This window comes from Bacillus sp. FSL K6-2869 (assembly GCF_040869405.1).
Classification (GTDB): Bacteria; Bacillota; Bacilli; order Bacillales; family Bacillaceae; genus Bacillus; species Bacillus altitudinis.
The window spans coordinates 1,136,304-1,151,341 of record NZ_CP152035.1; the positions used below are offsets into that span (position 1 = coordinate 1,136,304).

At 38.9% G+C, this 15,038-nt stretch carries 16 protein-coding genes; 12 read left to right on the forward strand and 4 right to left on the reverse strand.

The window, feature by feature from the left end; translation table 11 throughout:
- Positions 1-34 precede the first annotated feature (34 nt).
- From MHI58_RS05650 to spxA, 8 genes are all read left to right on the forward strand, one after another.
- On the forward strand, positions 35-979 hold the full coding sequence (locus tag MHI58_RS05650) for an ABC transporter permease (RefSeq protein ID WP_007499022.1): 945 nt from the start codon (positions 35-37) through the stop codon (positions 977-979).
- 3 nt (positions 980-982) lie between these two features.
- On the forward strand, positions 983-1,900 hold the full coding sequence (locus MHI58_RS05655; RefSeq protein WP_017360167.1) for an ABC transporter permease: 918 nt from the start codon (positions 983-985) through the stop codon (positions 1,898-1,900).
- Positions 1,901-1,903: 3 nt separating this feature from the next.
- Positions 1,904-2,992: an ABC transporter ATP-binding protein gene (locus MHI58_RS05660; protein ID WP_089374143.1), complete on the forward strand. Its 1,089-nt coding sequence runs from the start codon at positions 1,904-1,906 to the stop codon at positions 2,990-2,992.
- 1 nt (position 2,993) lies between these two features.
- On the forward strand, positions 2,994-3,911 hold the full coding sequence (locus tag MHI58_RS05665) for an ABC transporter ATP-binding protein (RefSeq protein ID WP_024720064.1): 918 nt from the start codon (positions 2,994-2,996) through the stop codon (positions 3,909-3,911).
- Between the two features lie 195 nt (positions 3,912-4,106).
- Complete coding sequence (locus MHI58_RS05670; RefSeq protein ID WP_160757908.1) at positions 4,107-4,592, forward strand: HIT family protein; 486 nt, start codon at positions 4,107-4,109, stop codon at positions 4,590-4,592.
- A gap of 101 nt (positions 4,593-4,693) precedes the next feature.
- Positions 4,694-4,981, forward strand: coding sequence for a hypothetical protein (locus MHI58_RS05675; protein WP_041092067.1), 288 nt, complete (start codon positions 4,694-4,696; stop codon positions 4,979-4,981).
- A 137-nt stretch (positions 4,982-5,118) separates the two neighbouring features.
- On the forward strand, positions 5,119-5,697 hold the full coding sequence (locus MHI58_RS05680; RefSeq protein ID WP_368004383.1) for a GNAT family N-acetyltransferase: 579 nt from the start codon (positions 5,119-5,121) through the stop codon (positions 5,695-5,697).
- Positions 5,698-5,890: 193 nt separating this feature from the next.
- Positions 5,891-6,286 carry a transcriptional regulator SpxA gene (gene spxA, locus MHI58_RS05685; protein WP_003211421.1) on the forward strand — a complete coding sequence of 132 codons (396 nt, stop codon included), beginning with the start codon at positions 5,891-5,893 and terminating at the stop codon, positions 6,284-6,286.
- Positions 6,287-6,326: 40 nt separating this feature from the next.
- Here spxA and MHI58_RS05690 read toward each other — a convergent pair whose 3' ends face one another.
- The gene (locus tag MHI58_RS05690) at positions 6,327-6,992 is read right to left on the reverse strand and encodes a TerC family protein (RefSeq protein ID WP_268431242.1); all 666 of its coding nucleotides are present in this window, start codon (positions 6,990-6,992) and stop codon (positions 6,327-6,329) included.
- 264 nt (positions 6,993-7,256) lie between these two features.
- On the opposite strand from MHI58_RS05690, the gene mecA reads away from it, so the two are divergent.
- The 4 genes from mecA to pepF all read left to right on the forward strand — a co-directional run bounded on the left by mecA (position 7,257) and on the right by pepF (position 12,891).
- The gene (gene mecA / locus MHI58_RS05695; protein ID WP_326112600.1) at positions 7,257-7,922 is read left to right on the forward strand and encodes an adaptor protein MecA; all 666 of its coding nucleotides are present in this window, start codon (positions 7,257-7,259) and stop codon (positions 7,920-7,922) included.
- A gap of 85 nt (positions 7,923-8,007) precedes the next feature.
- Complete coding sequence (cls, locus tag MHI58_RS05700; protein ID WP_024720122.1) at positions 8,008-9,528, forward strand: cardiolipin synthase; 1,521 nt, start codon at positions 8,008-8,010, stop codon at positions 9,526-9,528.
- Between the two features lie 161 nt (positions 9,529-9,689).
- Complete coding sequence (locus tag MHI58_RS05705) at positions 9,690-10,850, forward strand: competence protein CoiA (RefSeq protein ID WP_056408060.1); 1,161 nt, start codon at positions 9,690-9,692, stop codon at positions 10,848-10,850.
- Positions 10,851-11,064: 214 nt separating this feature from the next.
- Positions 11,065-12,891, forward strand: coding sequence for an oligoendopeptidase F (gene pepF / locus MHI58_RS05710; protein WP_282746884.1), 1,827 nt, complete (start codon positions 11,065-11,067; stop codon positions 12,889-12,891).
- A 226-nt stretch (positions 12,892-13,117) separates the two neighbouring features.
- Here the strand turns inward: pepF and MHI58_RS05715 are convergent, their stop codons facing one another.
- The 3 genes from MHI58_RS05715 to MHI58_RS05725 all read right to left on the reverse strand — a co-directional run bounded on the left by MHI58_RS05715 (position 13,118) and on the right by MHI58_RS05725 (position 14,894).
- Positions 13,118-13,291, reverse strand: a complete 174-nt coding sequence (locus MHI58_RS05715; protein ID WP_008348466.1) for a hypothetical protein — start codon at positions 13,289-13,291, stop codon at positions 13,118-13,120.
- Between the two features lie 296 nt (positions 13,292-13,587).
- The gene (locus MHI58_RS05720) at positions 13,588-14,499 is read right to left on the reverse strand and encodes a ClpXP adapter SpxH family protein (protein ID WP_007499002.1); all 912 of its coding nucleotides are present in this window, start codon (positions 14,497-14,499) and stop codon (positions 13,588-13,590) included.
- Positions 14,496-14,894 carry a thiol management oxidoreductase gene (locus MHI58_RS05725; protein WP_007499001.1) on the reverse strand — a complete coding sequence of 133 codons (399 nt, stop codon included), beginning with the start codon at positions 14,892-14,894 and terminating at the stop codon, positions 14,496-14,498. Before MHI58_RS05725 ends, MHI58_RS05720 begins: the two co-directional genes overlap by 4 nt.
- Positions 14,895-15,038 lie beyond the last annotated feature (144 nt).

Consider the following 15,038-nt stretch of genomic DNA (forward strand, 5'->3'; position numbering starts at 1 on the left):
GAAATTGTTGTAAAATCATGGAGGTGCAATTCCGTTGCTTAAATATATCGGTAAGCGATTAATATATATTTTAATCACACTGTTTGTTATTGTAACTGCAACTTTCTTTCTCATGCAGGCAGCACCTGGTGGTCCATTCTCTGGAGAGAAGAAACTTCCTGCTGAAATTGAAGCAAACCTAAACGAGCACTACGGGTTGGACAAACCCTTATTTGTTCAATACGTGAGCTACCTAGGTTCAGTTGCAAAATTAGATTTTGGTCCCTCATTTAAATATAAAGGACAAACTGTTAATGATTTAATCAGTTCTGGATTCCCCGTTTCCTTTACCCTCGGAATTGAGGCAATTCTCCTCGCATTAGCATTTGGTGTATTGTTTGGGGTCCTTGCAGCGCTCTATCATAACAAGTGGCAAGACTATACGATTGCCATTTTAACGATCTTTGGAATCTCAGTTCCAAGTTTCATCTTAGCGGCGCTATTACAATATGTATTTGCATCTGAGGCAAGCTTTTTAGCGATCTTCCCAGTTGCAGGATGGGAGTCTTGGGCAAGCACCGTACTACCTTCTATTGCACTTTCCTTCATGCCAATGGCATTTATCGCTAGACTTGCACGGTCAAGTATGCTTGAAGTATTAAATAGTGACTACATTAGAACGGCTAGAGCAAAAGGATTAACAAAATCAGCTGTGACGATCAAACACGCCATTCGAAACGCATTGTTACCTGTTATCACATACATGGGACCAATGGCAGCTTCAGTGTTGACAGGTAGTTTTGTCGTGGAGAAGATTTTTGGTATTCCTGGTCTTGGCTCTCACTTTGTTACAAGCATTACAAACCGTGATTACACCGTCATCATGGGTGTCACAGTCTTCTACAGTATTATTCTATTAGTCAGTATTCTAGTTGTTGACGTCCTCTACGGTATTATTGATCCTAGAATTAAACTGACGAAGGCGAAGAAAGGGGTCTAACACATGGAAGAGATGAGAAAAGATTTATTTGTGCCTGCGACAGCTGACGCAGCAGAATCTGAAAAAATTTCTAAACCTAGTCTATCTTTATGGAAGGATGCCATGCTTCGCTTCCGTGCAAATAAACTTGCAATGGTTGGACTTGCAATCATTTTCATTATTGTGATTCTGGCCATTTTCGTTCCAGTGTTCTCGAAATATGATTATTCAACGACAGATTTGCTTAATGCAGATCAACCGCCATCAAAAGAGCATTGGTTTGGTACAGATGATCTTGGCCGAGACATGTTTGTTCGTACATGGGTAGGGGCAAGAATTTCGATCTTCATCGGTCTTGCTGCAGCAGTTCTTGACGTGATCATCGGGATCATCTGGGGAAGTATTGCTGCATTCAAAGGCGGCCGTACAGATGAAGTCATGATGCGTATCGCAGACGTTTTATGGGCAATTCCAACACTATTAATGGTTATTTTAATGATGGTGGTTCTGCCAAAAGGATTATTAACGATTATCCTTGCTATGACAGTCGTAGGCTGGATTAACATGGCACGTATCGTTAGGGGACAAGTTTTACAATTAAAGAGCCAAGAATACGTTCTTGCAGCACAAACATTAGGTGCAAAAACATCTAGACTTTTATTTAAACACTTGATTCCAAACTCAATGGGACCCATTCTTGTCACAATGACATTAACGATTCCTTCTGCTATTTTCACAGAAGCATTCTTAAGCTATCTAGGGCTTGGTGTACCGGCTCCATTAGCTAGCTGGGGAACAATGGCTTCTGACGGAATTCCGGCCATGACGTATTATCCATGGAGATTATGGTTCCCAGCCGCATTTATCTGTATTACAATGTTTGGTTTTAACGTGGTTGGAGACGGACTAAGAGACGCTTTAGATCCGAAGTTGCGTAAATAAGGAGTGATTAGGATGGAACGTGAACGTATTCTAGAGGTGAAAGACCTTGCAATCTCATTTAAAACATATGGTGGAGAGGTTCAAGCCATTCGTGGTGTGAACTTCCACTTAAATAAAGGCGAGACACTTGCTATTGTAGGTGAATCTGGTTCTGGAAAAAGTGTAACATCACAGGCCATCATGAGATTAATCCCGATGCCGCCAGGTTATTTCAAGCGCGGAGAGATTTTATTTGATGGGCAGGATATTGTCAAGAAAACGGAAAAGCAAATGCAAACCATTCGAGGAAAAGACATTTCGATGATCTTCCAAGATCCGATGACTTCTTTGAACCCAACCATGAAGGTCGGGAAACAAATTACAGAAGTACTTTTCAAGCATGAACAAATCTCAAAAGAAGCGGCTGAAAAAAGAGCCATTGAACTTTTAGAGCTTGTTGGGATTCCAATGCCTGAAAAAAGAATCAAACAATATCCGCATGAATTTAGTGGCGGGATGAGACAAAGGGTTGTCATAGCGATGGCACTTGCAGCTGATCCAAAGCTATTGATTGCTGATGAGCCAACGACTGCACTTGATGTAACCATTCAGGCGCAAATCTTAGAATTAATGAAAGAAATTCAGCAAAAAGTCGAAACATCTATTATCTTTATTACCCATGATCTAGGTGTTGTGGCCAATGTTGCTGATCGTGTAGCCGTTATGTATGCTGGACAGATCGTGGAGACAGGGACTGTTGATGAAATTTTCTACAATCCGAAACATCCATATACATGGGGACTTTTAGCATCTATGCCAAGCCTAGACACAGATGGAGGAGCTGAAGGGAAACTAACGGCGATTCCAGGAACACCACCAGATTTAACAAACCCGCCGAAAGGAGATGCATTTGCACTCCGGAGCGATTATGCAATGAAAATTGACTTTGAACAAGAACCACCAATGTTCAAAGTATCAGATACGCATTATGTGAAATCATGGCTACTTCATCCGAATGCCCCTAAAGTTGAACCGCCTGCTTCCGTAAAGGCGAGAATGCGTGAACTAGAAGGTAGCTACGAAAAACCTGTATTAGTAAAAGAGGGTGAATAGCATGGCAGAAAAACTGTTAGAAATTAAAAATTTAAAGCAGCATTTCCATACAGCAAGAGGAACTGTAAAAGCAGTTGATGGTGTCTCATTTGATATTTATAAAGGTGAAACACTTGGACTTGTAGGTGAATCTGGATGTGGAAAGTCGACAACTGGCCGTTCGATCATAAGACTTTATGATGCGACAGATGGCGAAGTTCTCTATAAGGGAGAAAGCGTACACGGAAAGAAATCAAGACAAAAAATGCTTGAATTTAACCGCCAAATGCAGATGATTTTCCAAGACCCATATGCTTCACTTAACCCTAGAATGACAGTGCTTGATATCATTGCAGAAGGTATTGACATTCATGGCCTTGCGAAAACAAAGCAAGCACGTAAAGACCGTGTGTATCAATTGCTTGAAACGGTTGGCTTGAATAAAGAGCATGCGAATAGATACCCGCATGAATTCTCAGGCGGTCAAAGGCAGCGTATTGGGATTGCTCGTGCGTTAGCTGTTGAGCCGGATTTCATCATTGCCGATGAGCCAATCTCTGCACTAGATGTGTCGATCCAAGCGCAGGTCGTCAACTTAATGAAAGAACTGCAAGAAGAAAAGGGCTTAACGTATTTATTCATTGCCCATGACCTTTCCATGGTGAAATATATCAGCGATCGTATCGGTGTGATGTATTTTGGGAAATTGGTTGAGCTGGCACCAGCGAATGAATTATATGAAAACCCGCTTCATCCATATACAAAATCACTACTATCTGCGATTCCGCTTCCAGATCCTGATTATGAGCGTAACCGCAAACGGATTAAATACGATCCATCTGTTCATAAAGGAACAAATACGGAATTTCGTGAAGTGAAGCCAGGTCACTTTGTCAGCTGTACTGAGGAAGAATTCAAAGAGATCAAAGCAAAACAATAAGAATAGAGAAGAAGCACTGCTAGTCAGTGCTTCTTTTTATTTGGTTTCACATCTTAGAAAGTGCCACTCATCAACGAAATAAACTCACAATATTAGAAGCACTATTAATAAGGATTTTAATTCAAAATAAGGGAAAATATGATACGCTTAAGTTATGGATTTTGAGTTGTATACTATTTCGTTGGGGGAAGAGAATTGAAAAAAATCACCTTATCAAATGGAGAAACAGTTGAAGTGGAGTGTCTTAGTTGTGCATTAACGAATGGATTAGTTAAACCAGAAGGTGGCGTGGTTATTGAAACAGAGCACTTTCACGCCCATCAAGATGTTGCTTATCCAATTAGAGGATTAATTATTTTAGCTTCAAAAAGACACATCAAGTGTTTAGATGATTTAACCCAGTCCGAAAGACTAGATTACATAGACGTATTAGCAAGGATAAGAAAAGCACAAAGAACCGCTTTAGGGATTGAGCATGTGTACTATTTTTACAACGAAGATACAACCCATCATTTTCATACTTGGATGGTTCCGAGATATGAATGGATGTATAACTTCGGACGTTCAGTTGAATCAGTCCGACCAGTATTACTTCATGCTAGAAATGAAATGAATACCAAAGAAAATGTTGAAGAAGTTAAAGAAGCCATCGACATTCTGACCAAAGAATTAAATAAATAAGGCTTTTGTTGTTCTTAAATATCAACAAAAAACTTTAACAAACCTCTATATTTAATGAAAATTATGGTGATTTTTAAAGAGAGAGCCTAGGAGGAAATAAGATGTCTAAATGGAAGGCTTTTCGCTATTCATGGTTTCATTTTATGATCGTATTCATGCTTTTTTCAACGTCTTTTTTGGAGAAACCAAACGGAGGACAATGGTTTCTTTCGTTTATGGTGCTCATTTGCATCATTTCGTTTTCGGTTGAATTTGCTGTGTATCGGCGCACGAATAAACAGAAGGAAGAAGTCCGGCGTATGAAGTACCTTTATTTCATCATGTTTCAGATCGCCATGACACTTCTTTTGTTTGCTTGCTTTCAAATGCTCATGAATCGTTCGATATAAAACTTTTTTGCTTTCTCTTGAAAAAAAGTGAAACCACCAATGGCATTGCTGCGTCTTACTAGTACAGGCGTTTAAATAGCAGGAAATCGGGAATAGATAAGGAAGTGGTTCTTAACTACATCATAAGGAGCGGATCCATGAATTGGTATGAAAAGCTCAGTGAATACTTCCCGATAGAAGAAATGAAGTCAAAAGAGCATATGGAAGCTTTATTAAAGGAAAGAAGTGATATTTATCATAAAGAAGAAGGACCTCATCATGTGATGATGTACGCTGAATTTGATTCTTTCATCTTTATTGATTATTTATTTGTTTCCAAGGATGCAAGAGGTGAAGGCCTCGGCTCAAAGCTCATTCATAAGCTGAAGGAAAAAAGAAAACCGATCTTGCTTGAGGTCGAGCCTGTAGATGAAGATGATGCAGATACTGCAAAACGCCTAAAGTTTTATCAGAGAGAGCACTTCAAGCATGCTGAATCAATTGGTTATAAACGCAGGTCACTTGCAACGAATGAAGTGAACCGCATGGAAATTCTTTATTGGTCGCCTCGTACAGATAATGAGGAAGAAATGATGAAGGCCATGAGAAAGACGTACGAAAGAATTCATACGTATAAAGACGAAGAATGGTATGGACAATCGTATGAGGATGTTGATGATGTGCTGAAGCTCGTTGAAAATAGAAAACAAAAAAATATTTTCGATCATCTCGACTAAATGAGAATGTTCAGACTTCAAACATCTGCACAAAAAGAATGAAATTGTCTAGTTTTTGTCACAAAAATTGCAAGAAAATCTGTTCACACTTACTTTTTTATAGTATAATCACTATAAAGATTACTTATTTAGAACAATTTTAATTTAAGAATACAGATCAATATTCATTCTACAAATTGAGGAGTGAAGATTTATGGTAACATTATACACATCACCAAGCTGTACATCATGTAGAAAAGCAAGAGCGTGGTTAGAAGAGCACAATATTCCATACCAAGAGAGAAATATCTTTTCTGAGCCTCTTTCAATCGATGAAATCAAAGAGATTCTTCGTATGACGGAAGATGGTACAGATGAAATTATCTCAACACGTTCTAAAGTATTCCAAAAACTAAATGTAAATGTTGAGACAATGCCGCTTCAACAATTGTATAAACTAATCAATGAGCACCCTGGTCTTCTAAGACGTCCAATTATTTTGGATGAAAAAAGACTGCAAGTTGGGTACAACGAAGATGAAATTAGACGTTTCCTTCCTAGAACGGTTCGTACATTCCAACTTCGAGAAGCTCAGCGACTCGCTAACTAATAGACAACACGAAAAGCTGCCGATCATTTGGCAGCTTTTTTTATTTATTTTCAGCCGTTTGTTCGTAAAAGAGACTGGCTAAAATAACGGTTGCGACGGTTAAAAAAGGAAGCAACAATTCAAGTGTTGTATGCTGCGACATAAATTCATTCAGTTTTACATCACGGACAATCATTTCTCCGCCAGTAAAAGCTAAAAGGGCACTCCCTCCGTATAAAAGAATCGGAAACTTGGTTAGTGCTGCATGAATCAGCTTACTTCCCCAAATAATAATCGGAACTGAAATCATTAAGCCAAAGGCAGTGAGCACCATGTTCCCTTTAGCTGCCCCTGCAACAGCAATCACATTATCAAGTGACATAAAAAGATCTGCAATCACAATGGTCTGAACAGCACGCCAAAGGGAGCCGCTGCTTTTAATCCGAATGGATTCTTTCTTTTGTTCAATTAACAAATTGTATCCTATATAAAGGAGAAAGAGACCGCCGATAAATTGCAAATAGGGGATGGTCAATAAATAAACGGCAGCACCAGTCATGGTGATTCTCATCAGCACTGCCAAAAGTGTGCCGATCCATATGGCTTTGTTTCGTTTTTCATTTGATAAGCTTCGACTGGCCATCGCAATGATTAATGCATTATCTCCGCCTAATATGAGGTCTATGCCAATAATCATCAGTAAGGATACGATCCACTCTGTTTCCATCCAGTTCACCTCATTTCACTAAAATAGCTCGTACAACCAATATATGAGGACAATTCAAATATATGTTTCTGCAAGTTTTCTCTGCAAAAAATGCGTTTTTATTTCTTTTATTCATGTTTTATCATAAAATAGACAGTACACAGCAATACCTCATTTCTTTAAATGGTTAACATGTAGACGGAACGGGTAAAGTGTAGTAAAGTACTATTAATTGGGAGCTTGTATGTCCCTTCAACATCTTATATAGAAGGGAAGGTTGGCAAAATGGAAATCGAAAGAATAAATGAACATACAGTCAAATTTTATATTTCCTACGGTGATATTGAAGATCGCGGTTTTGACCGTGAAGAGATTTGGTATAATCGTGAGCGCAGTGAAGAGCTGTTCTGGGAAGTGATGGACGAAGTGCACGAAGAAGAAGAATTTGCAGTAGAGGGACCACTTTGGATTCAAGTACAGGCACTTGACAAAGGTCTTGAAATTGTCGTGACAAAAGCCCAACTTTCTAAAGATGGACAAAAGCTCGAATTGCCGATTCCAGAAGATAAAAAAGATCAAACAGAAGAAGAAAGTTTAGATGCTCTGCTTGATGATTTTCATAAAGAAGAGCAAGATCAAGAAGATCATAATGAGAAGGACAAAAAACTTCAACTTCAGTTCGTATTGAAAATGGATGACTTTGAAGATTTGATTGCACTTTCTCAATTAAATATGCAGGATTTTACGACAAGTTTATATTCGTTTGAAAACCGTTATTATCTATATGTTGACTTCCACGAGGATTTGTCAGATGAGCAGGTGGAGAATAAGCTTAGTATTCTGCTTGAATATGCTCATGAATCAGTGGTCAGCATCTACAGACTGCAAGAATACGGTCAGCTGATTGTCAAAGAGAATGCGCTTGAAACGATTCAACAGCACTTCTCGTAACAACCAAAAGTCGATTTCTATAGAGGAATCGACTTTTTTATCTGAATGAAAAAGTAAATAAAGTGATCGGCAAGGAGAAAATGAAATGAGAAATGTAGTCAAAGTTCTATTTTTTCTTATCATTACGATAGGTGCTTATTTGATTATCCAAATTTTTGCCGGTGATCTAGCGGTAAGTGTATTAAGTTCCGTCAGTGTTCTATTCACTTTATCGATTATCTTCATCGGGTTTGTCATTTTCTTAGAAAACAGAAATCCCTCTCAAACGATTACGTGGCTTGTTCTGCTTGGGAGCTTTCCGCTTTTCGGGTTTTTATTTTATATTTTCTTTGGACGCAATATTAAAAAGCGCAGACTTTTTGAAAAGAAAGCGGTACTGGATGAACAACTTGTCCAGGAAGATGAACGTATCCACAGAGAAGCAATTGAAAAAATGACTCATATGGGTGACCATCAGCAGCTCTTATTTAAGCTGGCCCACAGACTTGGACATACCCCTATTACGTATCGCACATCCTCTAAAGTTCTGACCAATGGAGAAGAAACGTTCTCTCATATTTTTGAAGAGATCAAAAAAGCAACACATCACATTCACCTAGAATATTATATTCTCCGTCATGATGATCTGGGACAAGAATTAAAGGACATTTTAATCGAGAAAGCAAAAAATGGTGTGATTGTCCGCTTTTTATATGATGATGTAGGTAGCCTAAAACTCTCCCGTCAATATATTGCTGACTTAGAAAAGGCTGGCGTGCAGATCGTTCCGTTTTTACCAGTGAGACTGCCCTTATTAAATAATAAAATCAATTTCCGAAATCACCGGAAAATCGTGGTGATTGATGGAGAAGTAGGATTTGTCGGCGGACTTAACATTGGGGACGAATATATGGGCAGAAGCAGACAATATGGATTTTGGCGTGATACCCACCTGATGATTAAAGGTGAGGCCGTTCGTGATTTGCAGCAGATTTTTATGCAGGATTGGTATTACATGACCAATGAAAGATGCTCGGGTGTGGATTATTTTAAAGATTTCAGCCATATGGAGAGTCGAGCAGAAGGCGTACAAATGATTGCGGGTGGTCCTGATAAACAGTGGGAAGTCATTAAAAATCTCTTTTTCTCCATGATTATCTCCGCCAAAAAATCAATTTGGATTGCTTCACCATATTTTGTACCTGATGATGATATTTTGTCCGCACTGAAAATTGCTGCATTGAGCGGAGTCGATGTGCGAATCATTGCGCCGAAAAATCCAGATAAACGCATCGTATTTCATGCGTCCCGTTCATACTTCCCCGAACTTTTAGAAGCAGGTGCGAAGGTATACGAATATGATCAAGGCTTTATGCATAGTAAGTTTATCATTGTGGATAGTGAGCTAGCTTCAATTGGTACAGCAAATATGGATATGAGAAGTTTTCATCTGAACTTTGAAGTGAATGCTTTCCTCTATAAAACAAAAAGCACAGAGAAGCTGGTCAACGATTTCTTAGGTGATTTAGAGCAGTCACATGAAATTGTTCCAGAAGAATTTGCGAAGAGACCTTTGAGGGTGAGGCTGTTTGAATCAACAGCAAGATTATTATCACCACTTTTATAAAAATTGTATTTCCCCCTTTTCTAAAAGGGGGATTTTTGATTTTACTAAGGGAAAGCAGGTTGAAATCGTGTTTTGACACGGTAAAAGTTCATTTTCGATATTCGCTTTCTTGTGAGAGAAAAAGCTATAATACGGTCATCAAAGAGCAAGGGGCGAAATATATGAATGCAGCGATCATGGAGAATGGCAAGCTGGTTCGCATCACACAACATCTGACTAAAAGGCGGCTAGAGCATGTAAGAGCTACGTGCAAATTTTACTGTCCTGAATGTAGGCAGGAGGTTCTATTAAAGCTAGGTGAGCATCGTGTCCATCATTTTGCACATAAACAGCTCTCGGCATGTCCATTAGCGTCCACCGGTGAAACAGCTTATCATCAGGCAGGGAAAATGGCTCTTAAGGATTGGCTCACGCAGCTTGGATATGAGCCGTTACTAGAGAAATATGTTTCAAACATTCAGCAGCGCCCTGATGTGACCGTTGCTATAGAAAATAAAAGCTATGCCATCGAATTTCAATGTGCAAATATTTCGTGGAAAGAGCTACATAAACGAACGGAAGGTCTCCATGCTGCGGGGCTCTATCCTATATGGATCATAGGGGCGAATCGTTTAAAACGAATGGCTGGCCAGCTCTTTTCATTCTCCTCCATTCATTGGGGAATTTTAAGGCAGTCAAAGAATAGGAGACTCATTTTTTATTGTCCGATCCAAAATAGATTCATCCACCTGGATCAACTTCTCGTGTTTCAGCCAACGAAAATATGTGCCTCAATGACCGTTAGACCGCCTTCAGCTTATCGCCAACTACCAGCACTCTTATCTGTTTCCTCGAGCAATCATCAATTGTATAAAGAGTGGCTCAAGTGTATTCGGCAATTTAGGGAGCGGCCACCCCGCATTTTAGCAAATGAAAGCAAGCGTTTAAGAACCATTTTTTATGAGCATCATCAAACAGCATGGCCATTTCTACCGACAGAATTATTTATCCCCCTGACAGAAGCATATATCTTTTCAAGCCCTGTTTATGTGTGGCAAGGATGTCTTTATGATTGGATGGTTAGAAAGGGAAAAGAACAAGTGACCATTCATCTACTTTTAAAAGAAATTAAGCGATGTGTCCAGAATAAAGAAGTGAAGCTCCGATATACCAATGTCACAATAGAAGAAATCAAAGGGGTGATCATTTCATATGTACGGGCGCTTGTGAATCTAGGGTTTTTATACATGACGAAAGAGGGTAATTATCAAGTAACGTCGAATCAAAAGCCTATACAAACAGCAGATGAAGCGATAAAACGAGATGCTTTCTTATTTCATTAGCATGTTTCATGCCCACTTTGATCATGATAAGAAAAAGGTGGTGCTGCTATTGAATAGAAAGAAACGCTTTTTTCTCATTTTTTTAGTTTGTTTGGTATTTATTTCTGCATATGATTTGACAAATATAGTTCAAAACAAAGAAGATAAATACAACACCAATTTCTTTCACTTTCCGAAAGGTTGGTTCAACACAACTCATGCAAGGGGGATTCATATGACTTCACAAAATAACAACAATCATTTACCAGACAGAAGCGAAGTAAAAGAAGAAAACAAATGGCGCCTTGAAGATATTTTTGAAAGTGTCGATTCTTGGAATAAGGAATTCGAAGCTGTAAAAAAAGAAATTCCGAAGCTCGCCCAATTTAAAGGCAAGCTGGCCCATTCTGCTGATGTCTTGTATGAAGCCCTAACATTTCAGGATCAACTTTCTGAAAAGCTTGGTAAGCTTTATACATATGCGCACATGAAATACGATGAAGATACAACAAATTCATCATTTCAGGCTTTAAATGATAAAGCATCCAATTTATTTACACAGCTGTCTAGTACATCTGCCTATATTGTTCCGGAAATTTTATCTATTCAAGAAGATAAGCTGCAGCAATTTATTTTGGAAAAAGAAGAATTAAAACTTTATTCTCACGCTCTCGAAGAAATTAACAAAGAGCGTCCGCATATTTTAAGTGAGGAGCAAGAAGCTTTATTAGCTGAAGCCTCTGAACCTTTATCAACATCATCCACTACGTTTAGTATGTTTAATAATGCAGATATTTCGTTCCCTTCTGTTAAGGATGAAAATGGAGAAGAAAAGAAAATTACTCATGGCAACTTCATTACCTTTTTAAACAGTGATGATCGTGAAGTGAGAAAGAATGCTTTTAAAGCCGTTTATAAAACGTATGATCAATATAAGAATACTTTGGCGTCTACACTCAGCGGCTCGATTAAAAAGGATAATTTTTATGCGAAAGTACGTCATTACAAATCTGCAAGAGAAGCAGCGTTATCACGCAACAGTATTCCTGAAGAAGTGTATGACAATCTAATTGATACAGTTCATCAATATTTACCGTTATTACACCGCTACATTGAATTGCGTAAAAAGGTATTAAAGCTTGATGAAGTGCACAATTATGACTTGTATACACCATTAGTAAAAGATGCTGGCATGAAGCTGACGTATGATGAAGCAAAGGATTATATGCTGAAAGGGTTAGCGCCATTAGGAGAAGAATATGTTTCGGTATTAAAAGAGGGACTCGAAAATCGCTGGGTAGACGTTTATGAGAATAAAGGGAAACGAAGCGGCGCGTATTCTTCTGGAAGCTATGGTACGAATCCTTATATCTTAATGAACTGGCAAAATAATATTGATAATTTATTTACACTGGCTCATGAATTTGGTCACTCTGTTCATAGCTACTATACAAGAAAGCATCAGCCATATCCGTACGGAAACTACAGTATTTTTGTAGCGGAAGTAGCTTCTACAACAAATGAAGCATTACTAGGTGAATACTTACTGAATCATTTAGAGGACAAAAAGCAGCGCTTGTATGTGCTCAATCATTTGTTAGAAGGATTTAGAGGGACGGTATTCAGACAAACGATGTTTGCAGAGTTCGAGCACCTGATTCATGTGAAAGCGCAAGAAGGGGAGGCATTAACGCCAGAGTTTATGACGAACCTGTATTACGACCTGAATAAGAAGTATTTTGGCGAAGGTATGGTTGTGGATAAGGAAATCGGATTAGAATGGACGCGAATTCCGCATTTCTATTACAACTATTATGTGTATCAATATGCGACAGGCTATAGTGCGGCTCAGGCATTAAGTAAACAAATTTTAGAAGAAGGGAAACCTGCGGTGGAGCGCTATACAGACTTCCTTAAAGCAGGAAGCTCTGACTATCCAATCAACGTGCTGAAAAAAGCTGGTGTAGATATGGCATCGAAAGAGCCAATTGAGGCAGCATGTCAATTGTTTGAAGAAAAATTAAAGGAAATGGAAGAGCTCATCTCAAAGACTGGTGAGTAACGAGAAGACTTCTGTCAGGTGTGTGAGTGCAAACTCACCTTTTGGCAGGAGTTTTTTCTTGAAATAAAAAGACCAGATTGTTGACAAAGGGCTAAAATGAACTTAATTTTAGCCCTTTGACTTCTTTTTAGCGTGATAGAAAACCTTTGCAGGACTGACACCGAATGCGAGGGTTTGCCTACACGCTAGACCTCGTCTATATGAACGAGGTTTGTACATTCAATGATTACGCTTTAAATCCTTTGAAGGTTTTTCGGTGATTCATTCGATAGAGTGTAAAGAGAATAGAAGCGAATAGGAGTGGAGATGTCAGGTAAAGAGGCAGCATCTTCATTAAGCCTAATATATTTAAACAGAAACATAAGCCAATGGCAACAAGTCCGATGGTTGTGCTGCGCATGCAGATCCCCCCATTTTTTTGTTACTTTCACTATATGAAAGTGACAGTCCTCTTATGTTTTGTGACAAAAATATGAACATATAGTATATCGGTTGTCATAAGTCGACAAAATTTGATATACTACAGATGTGAAATTAATCACATACAAACATTACCCCTTTGTTTGACCGTGAAAAATTTCTCCCATCCCCTTTGTTGTCGTTAAGACATAGTGAAACCGCGCTTATCCCGGCGCGGTTTCTTCGTACTTATAAATAGAACGAGTGTTCCTTTGGGAGTGAAGAAAAAAACATGGGTCAGCACCCATGTTCATTCTCACAGCGGTAGACATCAAGATCTGAATGATTGTCTCCTTCTGTATAACGCCAAAACATTTCTTGATGTACTTGTACACGTTCTACCTTTTTAGCAAATGCGAGTTTTTTCATCTCGCGTTCAACTTCTTCAAGGGTCAGGTCATATACAACGGCAATTTCTTTTGCTGATGCAAATTGAAAGTAAGCGATAAACCATTCAATTGGCGGTCGTTCTGAAGGTGTTGGTTTTTCGCCAATCATTTCAAAGAGAATTTCCTCGTAAATATCATAAGAATATGCACCTGAAATCTTTAATCCTTCTTCACCATTTATCGTATTAAAAAAGGCGAAAGTGGGAAGCTCAGACACATCCATTTCAGCTGCGATTTTCATATCACATTGGAGCGCTTTGACAGCACTTTGAGAATGGATATCTCGCTGGAACTCTTCAATGTCCAGTCCAGCCGTTTTTGCATTTTCTAGCAAGACTTGTTCACTGGTGACGTCCTGCTGATGGCAAAAAAGCGATTCTTGAATGAGTCGTAAAAATTTCATTCCGCATTTTCTGCCCTGAAGTTCAGCTGCTTTTAATGCAAGAGAGGCGAGATAAGGTGATGTCACAATTTGTTCAGACAGCATTTGTTCTTTTTTGGTCTGAGTTTTCGTGGCAAATTTCCCCCACGCTTCGGTTAGTAAATGTTTTTTTCGTTTCCGGTTCAAAGCATTAATACTAGAACTTGTAACCGTTCGTAAAGTGAAGAAACGGCCATATTTCATTTTCAACTTTTTAATTGATGGCTCTAATAACCAGCAGTCCGGGCTGAGAGGATCAATGAATACATAGATTTCAATCGGCTTTTGAGGATGTCCGTGACAATGTGAGAAATATTGCTCATGCGGATTGCAGCTCAAGATCGTCCGTCCTTTTCAGGTATTTGGTTGACCATGTGACGAGCCGTCAAAGACAGCCGCTCAAATAAAAAGTCACGAATATCGCCGGTTAGTCCTACTTGATCCATTGCATCCTCCATGCATTCAAGCCATGCGTCCGCCCGCTCCTCAGTAATCGGAAAAGGGAGATGTCTCGCCCGTAGCATTGGGTGACCATGCTCCTCAGTATAAAGCGGCGGTCCGCCTAAATATTGAGTTAAGAACTGTTTTTGTTTTCTTGCTGTTTCTTTTAAGTCATCCGGGAAAATAGGATGAAGCAAAGGATGACACTTTACATTTTCATAAAAAGTATCAACAAGTTGCGATAGAAGTTCCTCTCCAACCGCTTCGTAAGGTGCGTTAAACGATTGTACCATGTTGACTACTCCTTTAACTCGTAGCTAATAGGATGGCTCACCCTATTGCGAATTTCATGTATTTCAAAAGTGATATTCAGTTTGTTCTATTTTGTTGTTTCTATTCTTGTATACTTATTTTAACAACCTCTACTCAATTCCACA

Bases quoted from the DNA above. Each gene is read 5' to 3' on its own strand.
- MHI58_RS05725 (WP_007499001.1), bottom strand. From the start codon at position 14,894: ATGGTACAATCGTTTAACGCACCTTACGAAGCGGTTGGAGAGGAACTT.
- MHI58_RS05655 (WP_017360167.1), top strand. From the start codon at position 983: ATGGAAGAGATGAGAAAAGATTTATTTGTGCCTGCGACAGCTGACGCA.
- mecA (WP_326112600.1), top strand. From the start codon at position 7,257: ATGGAAATCGAAAGAATAAATGAACATACAGTCAAATTTTATATTTCC.
- MHI58_RS05680 (WP_368004383.1), top strand. From the start codon at position 5,119: ATGAATTGGTATGAAAAGCTCAGTGAATACTTCCCGATAGAAGAAATG.
- MHI58_RS05675 (WP_041092067.1), top strand. From the start codon at position 4,694: ATGTCTAAATGGAAGGCTTTTCGCTATTCATGGTTTCATTTTATGATC.
- pepF (WP_282746884.1), top strand. From the start codon at position 11,065: ATGACTTCACAAAATAACAACAATCATTTACCAGACAGAAGCGAAGTA.
- MHI58_RS05665 (WP_024720064.1), top strand. From the start codon at position 2,994: ATGGCAGAAAAACTGTTAGAAATTAAAAATTTAAAGCAGCATTTCCAT.
- cls (WP_024720122.1), top strand. From the start codon at position 8,008: ATGAGAAATGTAGTCAAAGTTCTATTTTTTCTTATCATTACGATAGGT.
- MHI58_RS05715 (WP_008348466.1), bottom strand. From the start codon at position 13,291: ATGCGCAGCACAACCATCGGACTTGTTGCCATTGGCTTATGTTTCTGT.
- MHI58_RS05690 (WP_268431242.1), bottom strand. From the start codon at position 6,992: ATGGAAACAGAGTGGATCGTATCCTTACTGATGATTATTGGCATAGAC.
- MHI58_RS05705 (WP_056408060.1), top strand. From the start codon at position 9,690: ATGAATGCAGCGATCATGGAGAATGGCAAGCTGGTTCGCATCACACAA.
- spxA (WP_003211421.1), top strand. From the start codon at position 5,891: ATGGTAACATTATACACATCACCAAGCTGTACATCATGTAGAAAAGCA.